The sequence below is a fragment of the Streptomyces sp. NPDC007162 genome (genome assembly GCF_040634175.1).
In the GTDB taxonomy this organism is placed as follows: domain Bacteria; phylum Actinomycetota; class Actinomycetes; order Streptomycetales; family Streptomycetaceae; genus Streptomyces.
The window spans coordinates 1-15227 of the sequence record NZ_JBEYFC010000035.1 but is presented as its reverse complement, the minus strand read 5'-3'; the positions used below and the strand labels follow the sequence as shown (position 1 = coordinate 15227).

The following is a 15227-nucleotide window of genomic DNA, read 5'->3' as shown; positions in this document are numbered from 1 at the left end:
GCCCGCCGCGTCGATTATAGTTGGCTGGCAGCCAGTCAACGCAGGAGTTCCAGGATGTCCCCGCGCAGCGCATCGGTCAATGAAGAGTTGCGCAGGCGTTCCCGGGAGCGGCTGCTGCAGGCCGCGGTCGAGCTGGTCGACGAGCACGGCTTCGAGGCCACCACGCTGGGCGACATCGCCGACCGGGCGGGGTCGGCGCGCGGGCTGGTGTCGTACTACTTCCCCGGCAAGCGGCAGCTGGTCCAGTCCGCCGTGCACCGGCTGATGCACCGCACGCTGGAGGAGGCGCTGGAGCACGAGCCGCACACCGAGGACGGCCGGGAACGGCTGGCGCGGGCCATTGACGCGATCCTGGGCCTCGCCCGCGAGCGCCCCGTGCTGATGCGCCAGCACATGGCGGGGCTGCTCCAGGCCGAGGGGTTCGTGCAGTGTCCCGAGCAGCGCCGGTTGTCGGAACTGCTCGGCGACACCGTCGCCCGGTACGGCTCGCAGAACGTCACGACCGACTACCCGATGCTGCGGGCCCTGCTGATGGGAGCCGTGTACGCGGCGCTGGTCCCGGGCGTGCCGATGCCCGTACCGGTCCTGCGGGCGGAGCTGTTCGCACGCTACGGTCTCGACCGGGAACTGGGCCTCCCCCAGGATTCCGCGCCGGTGGCCGGGCAGCAGGACCTGTCCAGGTTCTTCGCCACGGAGGACCGGACGGATCGCCGACAGCCGTAGCCCGAACTCCGCGTGACGCCACGTCAGGACGGCACCTCACGGGCCCCCGCTCCGCCGCCGCGACCGGCCCGCGAAGGACACCCAGAGCGATGACGTCATCACACTCCGCGCACGGCGACCCGCGTTCGCTTCACCCCTGCGGCCCCTGTCGAGGTCGCCGGGCCGGTGGGATGCTGGAATCACCAGCCCCTCGGGCAAGGAGTCTCCTCGTGTTGCGTGTCGCCGTCGTCGGCTCCGGGCCGAGCGGGTGCTACACCGCCCAGAACCTCGTCCAGCTCGACTCCACGGTGTGTGTGGACGTCCTGGACCGGCTCCCCTGCCCGTTCGGGCTGGTGCGGTACGGGGTCGCCCCGGACCACGAGAAGATCAAGTCGCTGCAGGGCAACCTGCGCACCGTTCTGGAGCACGAGCGGGTGCGGTTCCTCGGCGGGGTGCGGGTCGGCGGGCCGGGCGGGCTGCCGGTGGAGCGGCTGCGGGAGCTCTACCACGCGGTGGTGTACTGCGTCGGGGCGGCCACCGACCGGCGACTCGGGATCCCAGGCGAGGAGCTGCCGGGCAGCTGGTCGGCGACCGAGTTCGTGTCCTGGTACAGCGCTCATCCGGACGCCGTCGACGCCGGGTTCGTACGCGACGCCCGGTCGGCGGTGGTCATCGGGGTCGGCAATGTCGCGGTCGACGTGGCGCGGATGCTGGTCCGGGGCGCGGCGGAGCTGAGCGCGACGGACATGCCGCAGGCGGCCCTGACGGCGCTGGCGCGAAGCCGGATGAGGGAGGTCCATGTGGTGGGCAGGCGGGGCCCCTCGCAGGCCCGGTTCACCACCAAGGAGCTGCGCGAGCTCGGCGGCTTGCCGGACACCGACGTCACGGTGGAGCAGGGTGAGTTGGCCCTCGACCCGGACTGCGCCGATCCGTCGGCGCTGCCCGCCGCCCAGCGCCGCAACGTGGAGGTGCTGCGCGGCTGGGGCGAGAGCGGCGGCCGGACCGGTGACCGCCGCATCCGGTTGCGCTTCTTCCTGCGCCCGGTCGAAGTGCTCGACGACGGCGGCCGGGTGGGCGGGGTGCTCTTCGAGCGCACCGAGCCGGACGGGCTCGGCGGCGTACGGGGCACCGGCCGGTACGAGACCGTCGAGGCCCAGTTGGTGCTGCGTTCGGTGGGATATCGCGGAGTGCCGCTGGACGGGCTCCCGTTCGACGAGGAGAGCGGCACCGTGCCCCACGAAGGGGGCCGCGTCCTGCACAGCTGCTTCGGCGTGTCCGGTGACTACGTGGCGGGCTGGATCAAGCGGGGGCCGACCGGTGTCATCGGCACCAACCGGCCCGACGCCAAGGAGACGGTGACGTCCCTGCTGGCGGACGCACCCATGCTGCTGCGCCGGGAGGTGGCGCTCGATCCGGTCGCCGCGCTGCGCTCGGAGGGCATCGAGCCGGTCGAGTGGACGGGGTGGCAGGCGATCGAGCAGGCCGAGGCGGCACTCGGCGCCCGGCTGGGACGGAGTGTGGTCAAGCTGGCGGACTGGGACTCCCTGCTGGCGGCGGCGCGGACGGGCTCACGGCAGGCAGCGGTGCGGACGGAACCGTAGCGGAGTCGATCGCGTCCCGGCGGGCATGACCTCGTCCGCGATCAACTCCGCGACCTGCCCCAGGACGATGGCGTCGACGGGGTCCACCCGAGCGCACTTCCCAGCCGGTGCGCAGCTCATCGTGAATGGCCGGGAGCGTCCTCCGGCTGCGGGTTCGTCCGCATGCAGCGGCGTCCTCGCAGCGCAGGCCGACGGGCAAGCAGCGCCTGGAGCGGTGCCCGGGTCAGGAGTTCGTGGCGAACAGGCGTGAGGGTACCGCCGCGGCCAGCGCGCCGTACCCCGTCGGGTTGAGGTGCAGCCAGTCGCCGACCTGGAGGTCGGCGCGCAGTCGGCCGGGATCGGCCGGGTCGCGTACCACCCGGTCGGAGTCGAGCACCGCGTCGAAGTGGCCGGGTTCCCTGATCCAGGCGTTGACACGCTGCCGGGCCGTCTCCCGCACGCCCGCTCCGTCGTCGTACGCGTTGCCGCCGAAGGGCAGCAGGGTGGCACCGTAGACCCGGATGCCCTGGGCGTGGGCGCGAACCACGATCTGCTGGTAGGCGGCGACCAGGTCGTCGGCGACGGTTCGCTGGGCCTGCGGGGTGGCGGCGGCGGTGCCGATGTCGTTGACGCCCTCGAAGACGATCAGCCAGGAGACCCCGGTGCTGGACAGGACGTCACGGTCGAGGCGGGCCAGGACGTTGGGGCCGAGTCCGTCGTTGAGGACCCGGTTGCCACCCGCCGCCTGGTTGATCACCGCGATGTGCGAGGTGGCGGGGCGGGACCGGAGCCGGTCGTAGAACTGGTCGGGCCAGCGGTCGTTGCCGTTGGTGGTGGAACCCCGCCCGTCCGTGAGGGAGTCGCCGACGACCGCCACGGCACGGGTCGCGGCCGGCGTCCGCACTTCGACGCCGCTCAGCAGGTACCAGTGGTCGACCGGCGTGGCACCGGTGAGGTCCGGGTCCCGGACGTGGTCGCCGCCGAGGAGGTACGACGTGGTGCGCGATCCGGGGTGCGAGGTGAGCGCGTGGTCGGGCTGGCCCTGCGCAGTGTACGCCGTGACGGTGAGTTCGGTGCCGGGGTCCACTTCCAGGTCCACGGGATCGGAGACGACCTGGGCGCCGACGGGTACCACGGTGGCTGCGCGCCCGGAGAAGGTGACGGGCTGGACGCTGCCGGGGACGACGGCGCTGACGCCGGCCCGTCCGCCCTCGGGGAGCGCCACGGTCACCGCGGTGAGCGGGAGCGGGGTGTCGCCGTAGGCGTTGGAGAAGCGCAGCCGCAGCCGGTGCCCGCCGGTGGTCACCCGGACGGTCTGCCGCAGGGTGGTGTCGGCCAGGACCGACGTCTCCCCAGTGAAGGGCGCGGGCGGCAGATTGCCGACCTCGGTCAGCTGGGGCATCGCGGTCCAGGTGGTCACCCAGTGGTCGGCCCGGGCCGTGCCCGTGGTCACCTGACGGGGACCGCGGGCCAGCGCGGTGACGGCGGTGACGGTCACCACCAGGGCGAGGGCGAGGACACAGGCGCTGAGGAGCGTGGCGAGCGGCGTTCTGCTGGGCTGCGGCTTCACGGGGGCCTTCCTGACGAGGGGTGACGAGGCCGTCAACTGACCGTGCAGGTGGTGCCGTTGAGCGTGTACGCGGCCGGAGCCGCACTGTTGCCGACATGGCTCGCCTGGTAGCCGATGCGCACGCTCGTACCGGGCGCGACCGTGGCGTCGTACGACACGTTGGTGGCCGTCACCGCTCCCGAGGCGGGGCTGTACGTGGCGTTCCAGCCGTTGGTGATGGTCTGCCCGTCGGGGAGGGTGAAGCCGAGCCGCCAGCCGTTCACGGTCGACGTCCCGGTGTTGGTGATGACCACGGAGGCGGTCAGACCGGTGTTCCAGGCGCTGGTGGTGACGGTCACCCGGCAGGCGCCGGCGGGTGGCTGGGGTGCGGTGCCGCCGTTGTCGAGGCCGAAGAAGGTGAGGGCGCGGGCGGCCATGCCGTAGCTGTAGAGGTTGTGACCGACGCCCTGGAGGCTGATCGCCTCGACGGGGGCCTGGTCACCGGCGGCGCCGTAGCGGGTGCGGGTCCAGCCGGCGACGGGGCTGTCGGTGGCGGCCGGTGTCCGGCTGACTCCGAGGACGTCGGTCCACTGCTTGATCTCCTCGCCGAAGTTCGGGTAGGCGAGGGTGGTGTCGTCGGTGCCGTGCCAGAGCTGCACGCGCGGCCGTCGGCCGGTGTACCCGGGGTCGGCGGCACGGACGAGGTCGCCCCACTCCTGCGGGGTGTGGGTGACGGTGCCGCCGGAGCAGGCGCTGTTCCACTCGGAGCCGTCGGTGGTGGCGAAGCAGCCGAACGGGACACCGGAGAAGGCGGCGCCCGCCGCGAACACGTCGGGGTAGTCGCCGAGCAGGACGTTGGTCATCATCGCGCCGGAGGAGATGCCGGTGACGAAGATTCTGGCGGTGTCCGCCGCGTACGTGGCGGACACCCAGTCGACCATCGACCTGATGCCGACGGGATCACTGCCCCCGCCCCTGGTGAGCGCCTGCGGCGAGGACACGTCGAAGCACTTGCCGGCGCGGGTCACCGACGGGTACACGACGACGAACCCGTACTGGTCGGCGAGCGAGGCCCACTCGGTGCCGGAGTACATGGCGGAGGCCGAGCCGCCGCACCAGTGCACGGCGACGACGACGGCCGGGTGCGCGGTGACGCTGTTCGGCACGTACACGTACATCTGCAGGTCGCTGGGGTTCGCGCCGAAGCCGGTGACCTCGGTGAGGGCAGCCGCGGGGACGGCCGCCACGGGGACGGCCGCGGTGCGGGCGGCGGCCGGGGGCGCGAAGAGGGCGGCCACCGCGAGGAGCACCAGCGACAGCAGCACCCCCAGCCGGACGCGAAGAGCCGGTCGTGGCCTGGACCATGGAACGTCGGGGGTGACGCCGGGTGTGGGGGGCACGTCGTGGTCCCTTTCTGATCGCGGCTCGGTGCGGCGTCGTGCGGGGAACTCCCGGCATCGTGGCATGGACACGGCCCACCATGGAAGCGCTCCCACGTCACTTTGCGGGGCCCGCGGCGCACTCGGTCGAATACTGCGCCAGGCGTTGACTAGAAAGCGCTTTCACCCTACGTTCCGTTCAGCACGCTGACCGACGGAATCCGCGGCGACCCTGTCCGCACGGGTGTCAGACCGATGTGTTCATGGATGAATCCGTCGTTCAGCACAGAGAACCTCGACCCGAAGGGCGCCCCACTAGACCCCCCACCCGAAAGAAGGCATACGGGACATGACTTCACGAGCACGGACCAGTGCGCGCGCACTGCTGGGCGGACTGGCCGCCCTGGGACTCTCGTTTGGCATGATCATGACTGACGGAGCCCGGGCGAACGCGGCCACCTGGCCCACCGCGAGCGGCAGCCAGGCGGTCACGGCGACCATCAAGCTGTCGGGCACGAAGGACTACGGGATGCTGCGTCTGTACGGCAGCGGCGCCCTGGGCACCGGCGGCCAGAGCGAGGACCAGGACCCGATCCTCGACCTGGCGGCCGGCACGGTCCTGAAGAACGTCATCATCGGCGCACCCGCCGCGGACGGGATCCACTGCGAGGGCAGCTGCACGCTGCAGAACGTGTGGTGGGAGGACGTCGGCGAGGACGCGGCGACGTTCAAGGGCTCCTCGTCGTCCAACGTGTACACCGTCTCCGGCGGTGGCGCGAAGGAGGCCAGCGACAAGGTGTTCCAGTTCAACGGCGCCGGCACCCTCAACGTGTCCAAGTTCGCGGTGCAGAACTTCGGCAAGCTGGTCCGCTCGTGCGGCAACTGCAAGACGCAGTACAAGCGCACGATCAACCTCAACACCATCGAGGCGACCTACAGGGGCAGCGCGCTGGTCGGCATCAACACCAACTACGGTGACAGCGCGACGCTGAAGAACATCACGATCGTCGGGGACAGCAGCAAGAAGATCGTGCCCTGCCAGAAGTACATCGGCAACAACACGGGCGCGGAGCCGCCGACGAACGGGAGCGGGCCGGACGGAACCTACTGCAAGTACGCGAGTTCGGACATCACTTACAAGTGAGAGCCGGGCGGGACGGCCGTCGCCGCTCAGCGGGCGGTGACGGCCCCCGTCGGGGTCCTCGCGTCAGTGGTGGACCGTGGCGCAGGTGAGTTGGGTCTTCCCGTCGGCCGTCGTCACGACGAACGTGCCGCCGCTGAGACCGCCGAGGTCGAACCTGCCCGCACTGTCCGTGGCGACGGTGCCCGCGGAGGACTGCGGGGAGGACCCCGAGTAACTCACCCTCATGTCACCGGGGAAACCCTCGCCCCACAGGTGGTATCTCCCGGCCGAATCCGTTTCGACATGACACGCCGCGAGCGACACGGCGCCCGGCGGGACGGCGGCCCAGGCATGGGCGGCCGTCGCGGGGCTCGCCGCGAGCGCGGGGGCGACCAGGAACGCGAGTGCGGTGAGACGACGAGTTCGGTTCATGATTCAACCTGCTTCGGTGCGACGGATGCGGCCGGGGAGCCGTACCACGGGCCGGGGAGCCGGACGTCACGGGGAACTCGGGCTGCAACCTGCTTCCACCGTATCGTCCGTCATGTCCCGTGGCATCTCGCGGATCAGAGCCGCGCGCGATGCGGGCGGCCAGGACGTGTGCTCAGCCGGTGTGCGTCACCAGGGCGTCGATGATCTCGGGCCAGAGCTGGCGCGGGCGGTCGTGCCCCATGTCGGGGACCAGCAGGAGCTCCGCTCCGGGCACCAGGTCAGCGGTGCGCCGGCCGCCGCTGACGTCGATCAGCGTGTCGTCCAGGCCGTGGATCACCAGGGTCGGCACCCTCAACTGCCTGAGCGCGTCCGCCCGTGAGCCGCTCAGCACCATCGCGCCGAGCTGGCGTCCGATCCCGGCGGGGTGGTACGCGCGGTCGTAACTGGCCGCGGCCAGCTCCCGGAGGACCACGGGATCGCCGTAGCGCTTCGAAGCCCACGCCAGTTCGCGGTCCGCCGCCGCGATGTACCCTTCGCGGTCCGACGGTTTCGGGCTGAGCAGCGCCGCCTGCGCCTCGGGAGTGGACCGGCCGTATGCGCTCTCCCCCGTCGAGGACATCATCGACGTCAGCGTCAGCACCCGCTCCGGCCGGCTGATGGCCATGGTCTGGGCGATCATGCCGCCCATCGAGACGCCGACCACATGGGCCCGTTCGATACCGAGCGCGGTGAGCAGGCCGAGGCCGTCGTCGGCCATGTCCTGCAGACCGTAGGGGACCATGGCGAGGGCGGCGGCCGTGTCCCCCGAGCGCACCGTGGCGATGAACCGGCCGACGTCGACGGGGTGTTCGTCGAACTTGGTGGACAGACCGCTGTCCCGGTTGTCGTAGCGGATCACGTACCGGCCGCGGTCCGCCAGCGCCTGGCAGAAGTCCTCGTGCCAGGCGATCATCTGGGCGCCGAAGCCCATCACGAGCAGTACAGGGGGGTCACCGGGATCGCCGAAGCCTTCGTGGGCGAGGGACACTCCAGGCGACACTTCGGCGATCGGCATACCCGGATCCTGCCAGCCTCCACCGGCAGAACGCACCCGGATTGCCGGAGGGGACCGACGGATGGGCGTGGGGGCCGGTGTCGGTGTTCGGGGAGGGTGGGTGTCGGGCCCGGGTTTCTGATTCGCCGGCGGCCGGGGACTCGGCGGAGTGTGGGGGTGGGGTCGCCTGCGGGTGGCGGTCGTCAGGCGGGCGGGAGGAGCGTCGGCTCTCCCAGTTCCGCCCGGTAGTCCGCGTACGCGGTGCGCAGGCGGTCGCCCGGCCAGTCGGGCGGGAGCAGGTCCGGGGGCAGGACCGGGTCCGTCAGCAGATGCCGGACCACGGCCGCGAAGACCGTCAAGCGGGCCGGCGGGAGGGGGGATTCGGCCGCCCGGACCAGGAGGGCCCGGGCCTTGGCGGACCAGGTCGTCAACGGCCAGAGGGCGGCTGCCAGTTCGGCCGCCGGGCGGGACGGGCGGGACGTGTACGACTCGGCGATCTCCAGGAGGTCGGGCGGCAGGGCCCTCGCCAGGTTCGCCGGGCGCAGCCAGACCCCCTCGCGCAGTTCGGCGAGCCGGAGGGCGGCCAACCGGGTGCGCAGGTCGGCCCGTTCGGCGGGTCCACGGCCCGTGGCCGTGATGACCAGCATCTCCCAGTCGCCGCCCCACGCGCGCGTGCGCGGCCGTACCGCCTCGTCCTGGCGGCCCTGCCGGGCGAGCAGCCGGTCGCTGAGGCGGTAGACGGCGTCCCCGGATCGGCGGAGGTCGCCGGAGGCCGTCATACGGCTGAGGGCGGCCCTGAGCGTCGAGCCGCCGATCCCGAAGGGCTCGACGAGCCGCACCAGGTCCTTCACCGGCAGCTCCGGGGGGTGCATGCCCAGCAGCAGGCTCAGCACGACCGACCGGGCGGACAGGGGCCTCGGGTCGACGTCGGCGGGCTCGGCGGACACGTTCATGTGCATGGTCACGTACTGTACGGGCGGGATGGATACTGCATCATTGCTGCGATCGCAGAATGAGTGCAACATGAAGCCATGGACTCCTCTGCCGCGCTTCCGCAGCCACACCCCACCGCCACCCACGACGTGACCAACCAGGCGCCGCCGCTCGCTCCCTACGACGCCTCCGACGACCCGGTCCTGCTCGAAGGGCTGCGCCGGGAGGGTGCCGGGTGGGCCGAGGAGGGGATCCGGCGGCTCGGGGCACGCGCCGGGAGCGCCAAGGCCCAGGAGTGGGGCGAACTGGCCAACCGGTACGAGCCGGAGCTGCGCACCCACGACCGGTACGGCCACCGGATCGACGAGGTCGACTTCCACCCCGCCTGGCACCACCTGATGCGGGTGGCGGTGGCCGAGGGGCTGGCGGGGGCGGCCTGGGCGGACGACCGGCCCGGCGCCCACGTCGCGCGGACCGCGGGCGGCCTGGTGTGGGGACACACCGAATCCGGCCATGGTTGTCCGACGTCGATGACCTACGCCGCCGTTCCCGCGCTGCGCGCGCAGCCGGAGCTGGCCAAGGTGTACGAACCGCTGCTGACCAGCAGGGTCTACGAGCCCGGGCTGCGGGTGCCGACGGACAAGCCCGGGCTGCTCGCGGGGATGGGCATGACCGAGAAACAGGGGGGTTCGGACGTACGGACGAACACCACGACGGCCGCCCCCACCGCCGAGCCCGGCGTCTACACGCTGCGCGGCCACAAGTGGTTCACCTCGGCCCCGATGTGCGACGTCTTCCTGGTGCTGGCGCAGGCCCCGGGCGGACTGTCGTGCTTCCTGGTGCCGCGGGTGCTGCCGGACGGGAGCCGCAACACGTTCCGCATCCAGCGGCTGAAGGACAAGCTGGGCAACCGGTCGAACGCCTCCTCGGAGCCCGAGTTCGACGCGACCGTGGCCTGGCTGGTCGGCCCGGAGGGGCGGGGGGTGAAGACCATCATCGAGATGGTCAACTGCACCCGTCTGGACTGCGTGATGAACTCGGCGACCCTGATGCGCAAGACGCTGGTCGAGGCCGGTCACCATGTGCGGCACCGCCGCGCGTTCGGCGCACGGCTCGTCGACCAGCCGCTGATGCGCAACGTGCTGGCCGACCTGGCGCTGGAGTCGGAGGCCGCGACCACGCTGACACTGCGTCTCGCGGGGGCCGCGGACCGGGCCGTGCGCGGGGACGAGCAGGAACGGGCGTTCCGCCGGATCGCAACCGCCGTCGGCAAGTACTGGGTCACCAAGCGCGGCCCGGCCTTCACGGCGGAGGCCCTGGAGTGCCTGGGCGGCAACGGGTACGTCGAGGACTCCGGCATGCCCCGGCACTACCGGGAGGCTCCGCTGCTGTCGATCTGGGAGGGCTCCGGGAACGTCAACGCGCTCGACGTGCTGCGGGCGCTCTCCCGCGAACCCGGCGCCGCCGACGCCTTCTTCGGCGAACTCGCGCACGCGCGCGGGGCGGACGCCCGGCTGGACGCCGCAGTCGCCCGGCTGAAGGCCGAATCGGCGGAGACCGGTCAGCTGGGCGCCCGCCGCCTGGTCGAGCGGATGGCGCTGGCCCTGCAGGCGTCGCTGCTGGTCCGGTACGCCCCCGTGGCCGTCGCCGACGCCTTCTGTGCGAGCCGGCTCGGCGGCGACTGGGGACACGCGTTCGGCACTCTGCCCGCCGGGGCCGGGCTCGACCCGATCCTGGAACGGGCGCTGCCTGGTGCGAACTGACCCCTCCGGGTGTGCCGATGGCCGGTGACCGCCGACGGATCGCACACAGTCGCCGCCCGATTCCGCATTGTTGTCAGTGCCGTGGTGCAGACTCCGGAACAGGTGGTACTCGCCTGGGGAGGACAACGTGTTCACGGGGATCGACGAGGTCGACTGGACTTCGCTGCGGCACGCCCACGGCAGCGCGGCGGACGTGCCCGGCCTGCTGCGCCGACTGGCCTCGGCGGACGCGGCCGAACGGGAGGCCGCGCTCGACGGGTTGTACGGCTCGGTGCACCACCAGGGGAACGTGTACGACTCGACGCTCGCCTGCGTCCCGTTCCTGTGCACGCTCGCCGCCCGCGCGGAGGTGCGGGACCGGGGCGCCATAGTGGAACTGCTGGTCAGCATCGGCACGCAGAGCGCCGGCAGCCGGGCCCGGGACGCCGTACGCGCGCGTGCCGAGGTGTTCGTGCCGCTCACCGACGATCCGTGCCCCTGGGTGCGGCGGGCGGCGGCCGACGCGCTGGTCCGGTTCCTGGACGAACCGGCTCGGGTACTGGAGCTGCTCGGCCGGCGGATCAGGTCCGAGAACGACGAACAGGTGCTGCGGGCGCTGGCCGAGGCCCTCGGCCAGTTCGTGCTGCGCCATCCGGCGCGGGCGGCCGGGGCGTTGGACCTGCTGGCCGCGCAGAGCGAACCGCCCCACACCCCGGCGACACGGCTCGCCGCACTGGGGCAGCTGGCGCTCCGCGCGCCGGAGCGGCTGCCCGCCGACGCGGTCCCGACAGCGGTCCGGCTGTTACGGGAGCGGACCGAGCGCAGGTCGTCCGGTACGGACCCGGCGGAGACGGACACGCTCGTCGGCCGGATACGGCGGCTGCGGCCGTCGGACGAGGAGGGCTCGTCCCTGCTGCGCACCCTGCACCGGGCCCTGGACGACCGGGTGGCCGACCGGATCGACCTGCTCGTGGGCCAGTTGAGCAGCCCGGGGGCGATGGACCGGTGCAACGCGGTGCGGATGTCGGCCGGGCTGTTCCGCGAGTGGCGGGCGGACTTCACGGCTCCCGTCTCCCTGATCGGCGCTCAACTGTGTTCCGGCGAGGACCAGTTGCGGGACGCGGCCGTCTCGGTGCTCGCCGAGCTCTTCGGGCTGGCCGCGCCCGCGGCCGACGAGCTGCACACGCTGGTGACCGTACGGCCCGATCTTTGGGTGCGTACCTGGGAGCGTGGCAGACCCTCGCTGGGCGGCCCCCTCAAGGCCCTGGCCAGAAGCGGCGATCCGCGCGCCGTGCCGATCCTGGCCCAGTTACTGGCCGGGCCGGTGGTGCCCGCCGGTCTGGGCTTCGAGGTGGTTCACCTGGGCCGGGCGGCCGCTCCGCTCGCCCCGGCGCTGCGGCACCGGCTCGGCCGGGTCCCGCTGGACTCGCCGGACGCCGCCGAGTCGGTCGCCCCGCTGCTGGCGGCGGTCACCGCGCTGGCGGACACCGCGGCGGTGCCCGAGGTGCTGCGGCTGCTGCGCGGCGCACCGGACGGGCTGGGGGCGCGGGAGGCCCTGGTCGGGCAGGCGGTGCGGGCGCTGGACGCGCTGGGGAGCGCCGCGCGGGCGGCGGTGCCGGTGCTGCGCGGACTGCTCGGCACCCGGCACGCGGCGCAGGCCGCGGGGGCCCTGTGGGCGGCGGAAGGCGAAGCGGATGCCGTACTGCCGGTGTTGTTGCGGGAGTTGACGCTCGGCCGCGGTCGCGGTGTCAGGACCGCTGCCGAGCAGCTGGGCCGGTTGGGCCCCGCTGCCCGGGACGCGCTGCCCGCGCTGCGTGCGCTGGCCACGTCCGGTCGGGTGTGGGAGCGAACGGGGGCGGCACGGGCCCTGTGGCGGATCGGCGGGGATCCGGAACCGGTGCTGCCGGTGTTCCGGGCCGCCTGGTCGGAGAACCCGTACACACGCTGCACGATCGCCGAGTGCCTGGCGGCGATGGGCACGGCCGGCACCCCGCTGCACGACCTGGTGACGGCCGAACTCGCCACCGCGCGGCGGCACACGGCACGGCCGGGCGGCTACGGAAGTCACGACATCGCCCAGGACGAGCAACTGCTCGCCCACTGCCGGAAGGCACTGAGCCCCTGACAGGGGGCGTCGGCGGCGCGTGGGCCTCAGCCGGTCATCCGGCCCCACTGCGGTCCGAGCCGCGACCACTCGGCGTCCCAGCGGTCCATCCGCCGCCGCTCCAGCCTGCCCCGCGCGACCAGTCCGGCGACGAACGGCACGGCCGCCGCGCTCAGCCCGACCAGGCTGCCGATCAGCGCGGAGCGCAGGTGTGCCTCGGAGGCGGTGGCGGGCCGGGTGACGAGGTGGCCCTGCGGATCCGTCCAGACGGTCACCGGGGTGCCGGCCTTGCTGCCCGCCGGGACGCGGGCCTGGCCGGTGTGCACGGAGCCGTTGTCGACGGTCCAGCCCACTCTCGCCCAGACCCGTTCACCGCCGGAGGATCCGGACTCGGACTCGGACCCGGTTCTGCCGGGGGCCTGCTCCACGACATGGGCCACGACCGGGTGCCATTCGACGCGCTCGCGGGCCAGGCCGCCCTCCACCGACCGGGCCGCCGCCAGCCCCGCGAGCACCCCGGCCAGGAGAGTGAACAGCCAGGCGCCGAGCAGCACCCAGGCCTCCAGCGTGTCGGCGCGGCGCTTCAGCGGATTGCGCCGCCAGCGCCACAGCCAGACCTTCGGACCACGGAACGCCTTCAAGGGCATCCTCCTCACGCGCGCACGGACAGCCCGGACCGCCCTCCCATACGGCAGAGGCCGCCTTGTTGCTCACGGCTGCTCACGGCGAACCTCCGAGTCGACGGTCGCACGACTGGCCCCGCTCGCGCAGGCATCTTCCACAACGCGTTCCGCCGAGCTGTTCGACCGGCCGACACGACGGCTCTGACCTGCGACGACACGCTCCCGCGAGTGACTGTCAGTGGTGGGGTGCAGACTGGCCGACATCTGAGGGCTGGCTGTGACAAGGACGTCATGGAGGTGATCGGCATGACCGAGGTACTGCTCGCCGTGGGCACCCGCAAAGGTCTGTTCCTGGGTCGGCGGCGAGGTGGCACCTGGGACTTCGACGAGAGTCCCTACTTCAACGCGCAGGCGATCTACTCGGTCGCCATCGACAACCGGGGCGGCCGGACCCGGCTGCTGGCGGGGGGTGACAGCGCGCACTGGGGGCCTTCGGTCTTCCACTCCGACGACCTGGGCCGCACCTGGACCGAACCGGCCCGGCCCGCCGTGCGGTTCCCCAAGGACACCAACGCCTCCCTGGAGCGGGTGTGGCAGCTGCACCCGGCCGCCGCCGAGCCGGACGTGGTGTACGCGGGCACGGAACCGGCCGCGCTGTACCGGTCCGAGGACCGCGGGGAGAGCTTCGACCTGGTCCGGCCGCTGTGGGAGCACCCGACGCGTGACAAGTGGGTGCCGGGCGGCGGCGGTGAGGGACTGCACACGGTGCTCACCGACCGCCGGGACCCGAAGGCGGTGACGGTCGCCGTCTCGACGGCGGGCGTGTTCCGCACCACCGACGGCGGGGCGAGCTGGGTGCCGTCCAACTCCGGTGTCTCCGCGGTGTTCCTGCCCGATCCCGACCCGGAGTTCGGACAGTGCGTGCACAAGATCGCCCAGGACGCGGGCAGCCCGGACCGGCTGTATCTGCAGAACCACTGGGGGGTGTACCGGAGCGACGACGCCGGCGCGCACTGGACGGACATCGGTGCGGGCCTGCCCTCCACCTTCGGCTTCGCGGCCGCCGCCCACCCGCACCGCGCGGGGACGGCGTACGTCTTCCCGATCAACGCGGACGCCGACCGGGTGCCCGCCCGGCGCCGCTGCCGGGTCTTCCGCACGGCCGACGCGGGCAGCACCTGGGAGCCGCTGTCGGCGGGACTGCCCACCGGCGACCACTACGGCACGGTACTGCGCGACGCGCTCTGCACGGACGACGCGGACCCGGCCGGGGTGTACTTCGGCAATCGCAATGGCGAGGTGTTCGCGTCGGCCGACGACGGGGACAGCTGGCGGCAGTTGGCCTCCCATCTCCCGGACGTGCTGTGCGTACGGGCCGCGGTGGTCGGCTGAGACCCGTCGCCGGTCATGTCGCCTGTCATGTCGTCAGGGTGGGCCTGCTGCTGAAGTGGGTGACCGGGCGCCGCAGGAGCTCGCCGTCGACGGTGATGTCCACCTCCTCGTTGTAGAAGGCGAGCAGGTCCTTGATCGGACCGACCGCGGGCAGCGGGTCCGGGTAGCTCCAGACGAGGTTCGGCGGCACGTCCGCGTCGCCGCGCCACGACCAGTACTCGGCGGTGCCCTTGTAGGGGCAGCCGGTGTGGTGGTCGGTCGCCGTCAGCAGGTCCAGGCGGACGTCCGCGCGCGGGATGTAGTAGCGCGTGGGCAGACCGGTCTCGAAGAGCAGGACCGGCCGGTGGGTGTCGGCGACCACCGTGCCGTCGACCGAGATCTGGACGTGACGGCTGCTCACGATGGCGTCCACCCGTTTGTGCGGGTCACGGGGGTGGATGAAGATCTCTTCCTCCTCCTCGTACCAGTGGTCGAGCCCCTTGCCGCTGCGCCGGGACCACTCGAAGGCGATGTGGTCGGACAGGTCGGCGGCGGGGAAGGTCCAGGCGGCGTTCTCCAGCAGCTCGCCGTCGAGGTCCCGCATCAAAGCCCGCGCGGACGTCCGCTTCCGCGACCCCCGGCGGGTGAAGGACGAC

Annotated in this window: 13 protein-coding genes; 6 read left to right on the top strand and 7 right to left on the bottom strand. The window is 72.6% G+C overall.

The features are described 5' to 3' along the window. The first annotated feature begins 54 nt into the window (after window positions 1-54). Both ABZ646_RS06660 and ABZ646_RS06655 read left to right on the top strand, forming a co-directional pair. Entirely contained in the window at window positions 55-723 is a 669-nt protein-coding gene (locus tag ABZ646_RS06660; protein ID WP_360513635.1) for a helix-turn-helix domain-containing protein, read from the top strand. Window positions 724-932: 209 nt separating this feature from the next. Continuing rightward, window positions 933-2303, top strand: a complete 1371-nt coding sequence (locus ABZ646_RS06655; RefSeq protein WP_360513633.1) for an FAD-dependent oxidoreductase — start codon at window positions 933-935, stop codon at window positions 2301-2303. A 223-nt stretch (window positions 2304-2526) separates the two neighbouring features. Here the strand turns inward: ABZ646_RS06655 and ABZ646_RS06650 are convergent, their stop codons facing one another. Together ABZ646_RS06650 and ABZ646_RS06645 are read right to left on the bottom strand one after the other, a co-directional pair. Further along, window positions 2527-3852 carry an SGNH/GDSL hydrolase family protein gene (locus ABZ646_RS06650; RefSeq protein ID WP_360513631.1) on the bottom strand — a complete coding sequence of 442 codons (1326 nt, stop codon included), beginning with the start codon at window positions 3850-3852 and terminating at the stop codon, window positions 2527-2529. A 32-nt stretch (window positions 3853-3884) separates the two neighbouring features. After that, entirely contained in the window at window positions 3885-5162 is a 1278-nt protein-coding gene (locus ABZ646_RS06645) for a PHB depolymerase family esterase (protein ID WP_360513670.1), read from the bottom strand. A 397-nt stretch (window positions 5163-5559) separates the two neighbouring features. On the opposite strand from ABZ646_RS06645, the gene ABZ646_RS06640 reads away from it, so the two are divergent. Then, window positions 5560-6354: a pectate lyase gene (locus tag ABZ646_RS06640; RefSeq protein WP_360513629.1), complete on the top strand. Its 795-nt coding sequence runs from the start codon at window positions 5560-5562 to the stop codon at window positions 6352-6354. Between the two features lie 63 nt (window positions 6355-6417). On the opposite strand, the gene ABZ646_RS06635 is transcribed toward ABZ646_RS06640, so the two are convergent. The 3 genes from ABZ646_RS06635 to ABZ646_RS06625 all read right to left on the bottom strand — a co-directional run bounded on the left by ABZ646_RS06635 (window position 6418) and on the right by ABZ646_RS06625 (window position 8757). Continuing rightward, complete coding sequence (locus tag ABZ646_RS06635; protein ID WP_360513627.1) at window positions 6418-6765, bottom strand: hypothetical protein; 348 nt, start codon at window positions 6763-6765, stop codon at window positions 6418-6420. A 172-nt stretch (window positions 6766-6937) separates the two neighbouring features. After that, window positions 6938-7819: an alpha/beta hydrolase gene (locus ABZ646_RS06630; RefSeq protein WP_360513625.1), complete on the bottom strand. Its 882-nt coding sequence runs from the start codon at window positions 7817-7819 to the stop codon at window positions 6938-6940. 182 nt (window positions 7820-8001) lie between these two features. Beyond that, window positions 8002-8757 carry a PaaX family transcriptional regulator C-terminal domain-containing protein gene (locus ABZ646_RS06625; protein ID WP_360513623.1) on the bottom strand — a complete coding sequence of 252 codons (756 nt, stop codon included), beginning with the start codon at window positions 8755-8757 and terminating at the stop codon, window positions 8002-8004. Window positions 8758-8829: 72 nt separating this feature from the next. Between ABZ646_RS06625 and ABZ646_RS06620 the strand changes: the two genes are divergently transcribed. Continuing rightward, the gene (locus ABZ646_RS06620) at window positions 8830-10494 is read left to right on the top strand and encodes an acyl-CoA dehydrogenase family protein (protein ID WP_360513621.1); all 1665 of its coding nucleotides are present in this window, start codon (window positions 8830-8832) and stop codon (window positions 10492-10494) included. A gap of 127 nt (window positions 10495-10621) precedes the next feature. Next, window positions 10622-12598: a HEAT repeat domain-containing protein gene (locus ABZ646_RS06615; RefSeq protein ID WP_360513619.1), complete on the top strand. Its 1977-nt coding sequence runs from the start codon at window positions 10622-10624 to the stop codon at window positions 12596-12598. A gap of 26 nt (window positions 12599-12624) precedes the next feature. Here ABZ646_RS06615 and ABZ646_RS06610 read toward each other — a convergent pair whose 3' ends face one another. Beyond that, window positions 12625-13224, bottom strand: coding sequence for a hypothetical protein (locus ABZ646_RS06610; RefSeq protein ID WP_360513617.1), 600 nt, complete (start codon window positions 13222-13224; stop codon window positions 12625-12627). 282 nt (window positions 13225-13506) lie between these two features. Between ABZ646_RS06610 and ABZ646_RS06605 the strand changes: the two genes are divergently transcribed. Beyond that, window positions 13507-14592: a sialidase family protein gene (locus ABZ646_RS06605; protein ID WP_360513615.1), complete on the top strand. Its 1086-nt coding sequence runs from the start codon at window positions 13507-13509 to the stop codon at window positions 14590-14592. A gap of 25 nt (window positions 14593-14617) precedes the next feature. Here ABZ646_RS06605 and ABZ646_RS06600 read toward each other — a convergent pair. Continuing rightward, the coding region (locus ABZ646_RS06600) for a DUF427 domain-containing protein (RefSeq protein ID WP_360513613.1) at window positions 14618-15227 on the bottom strand (610 nt) is incomplete at its 5' end.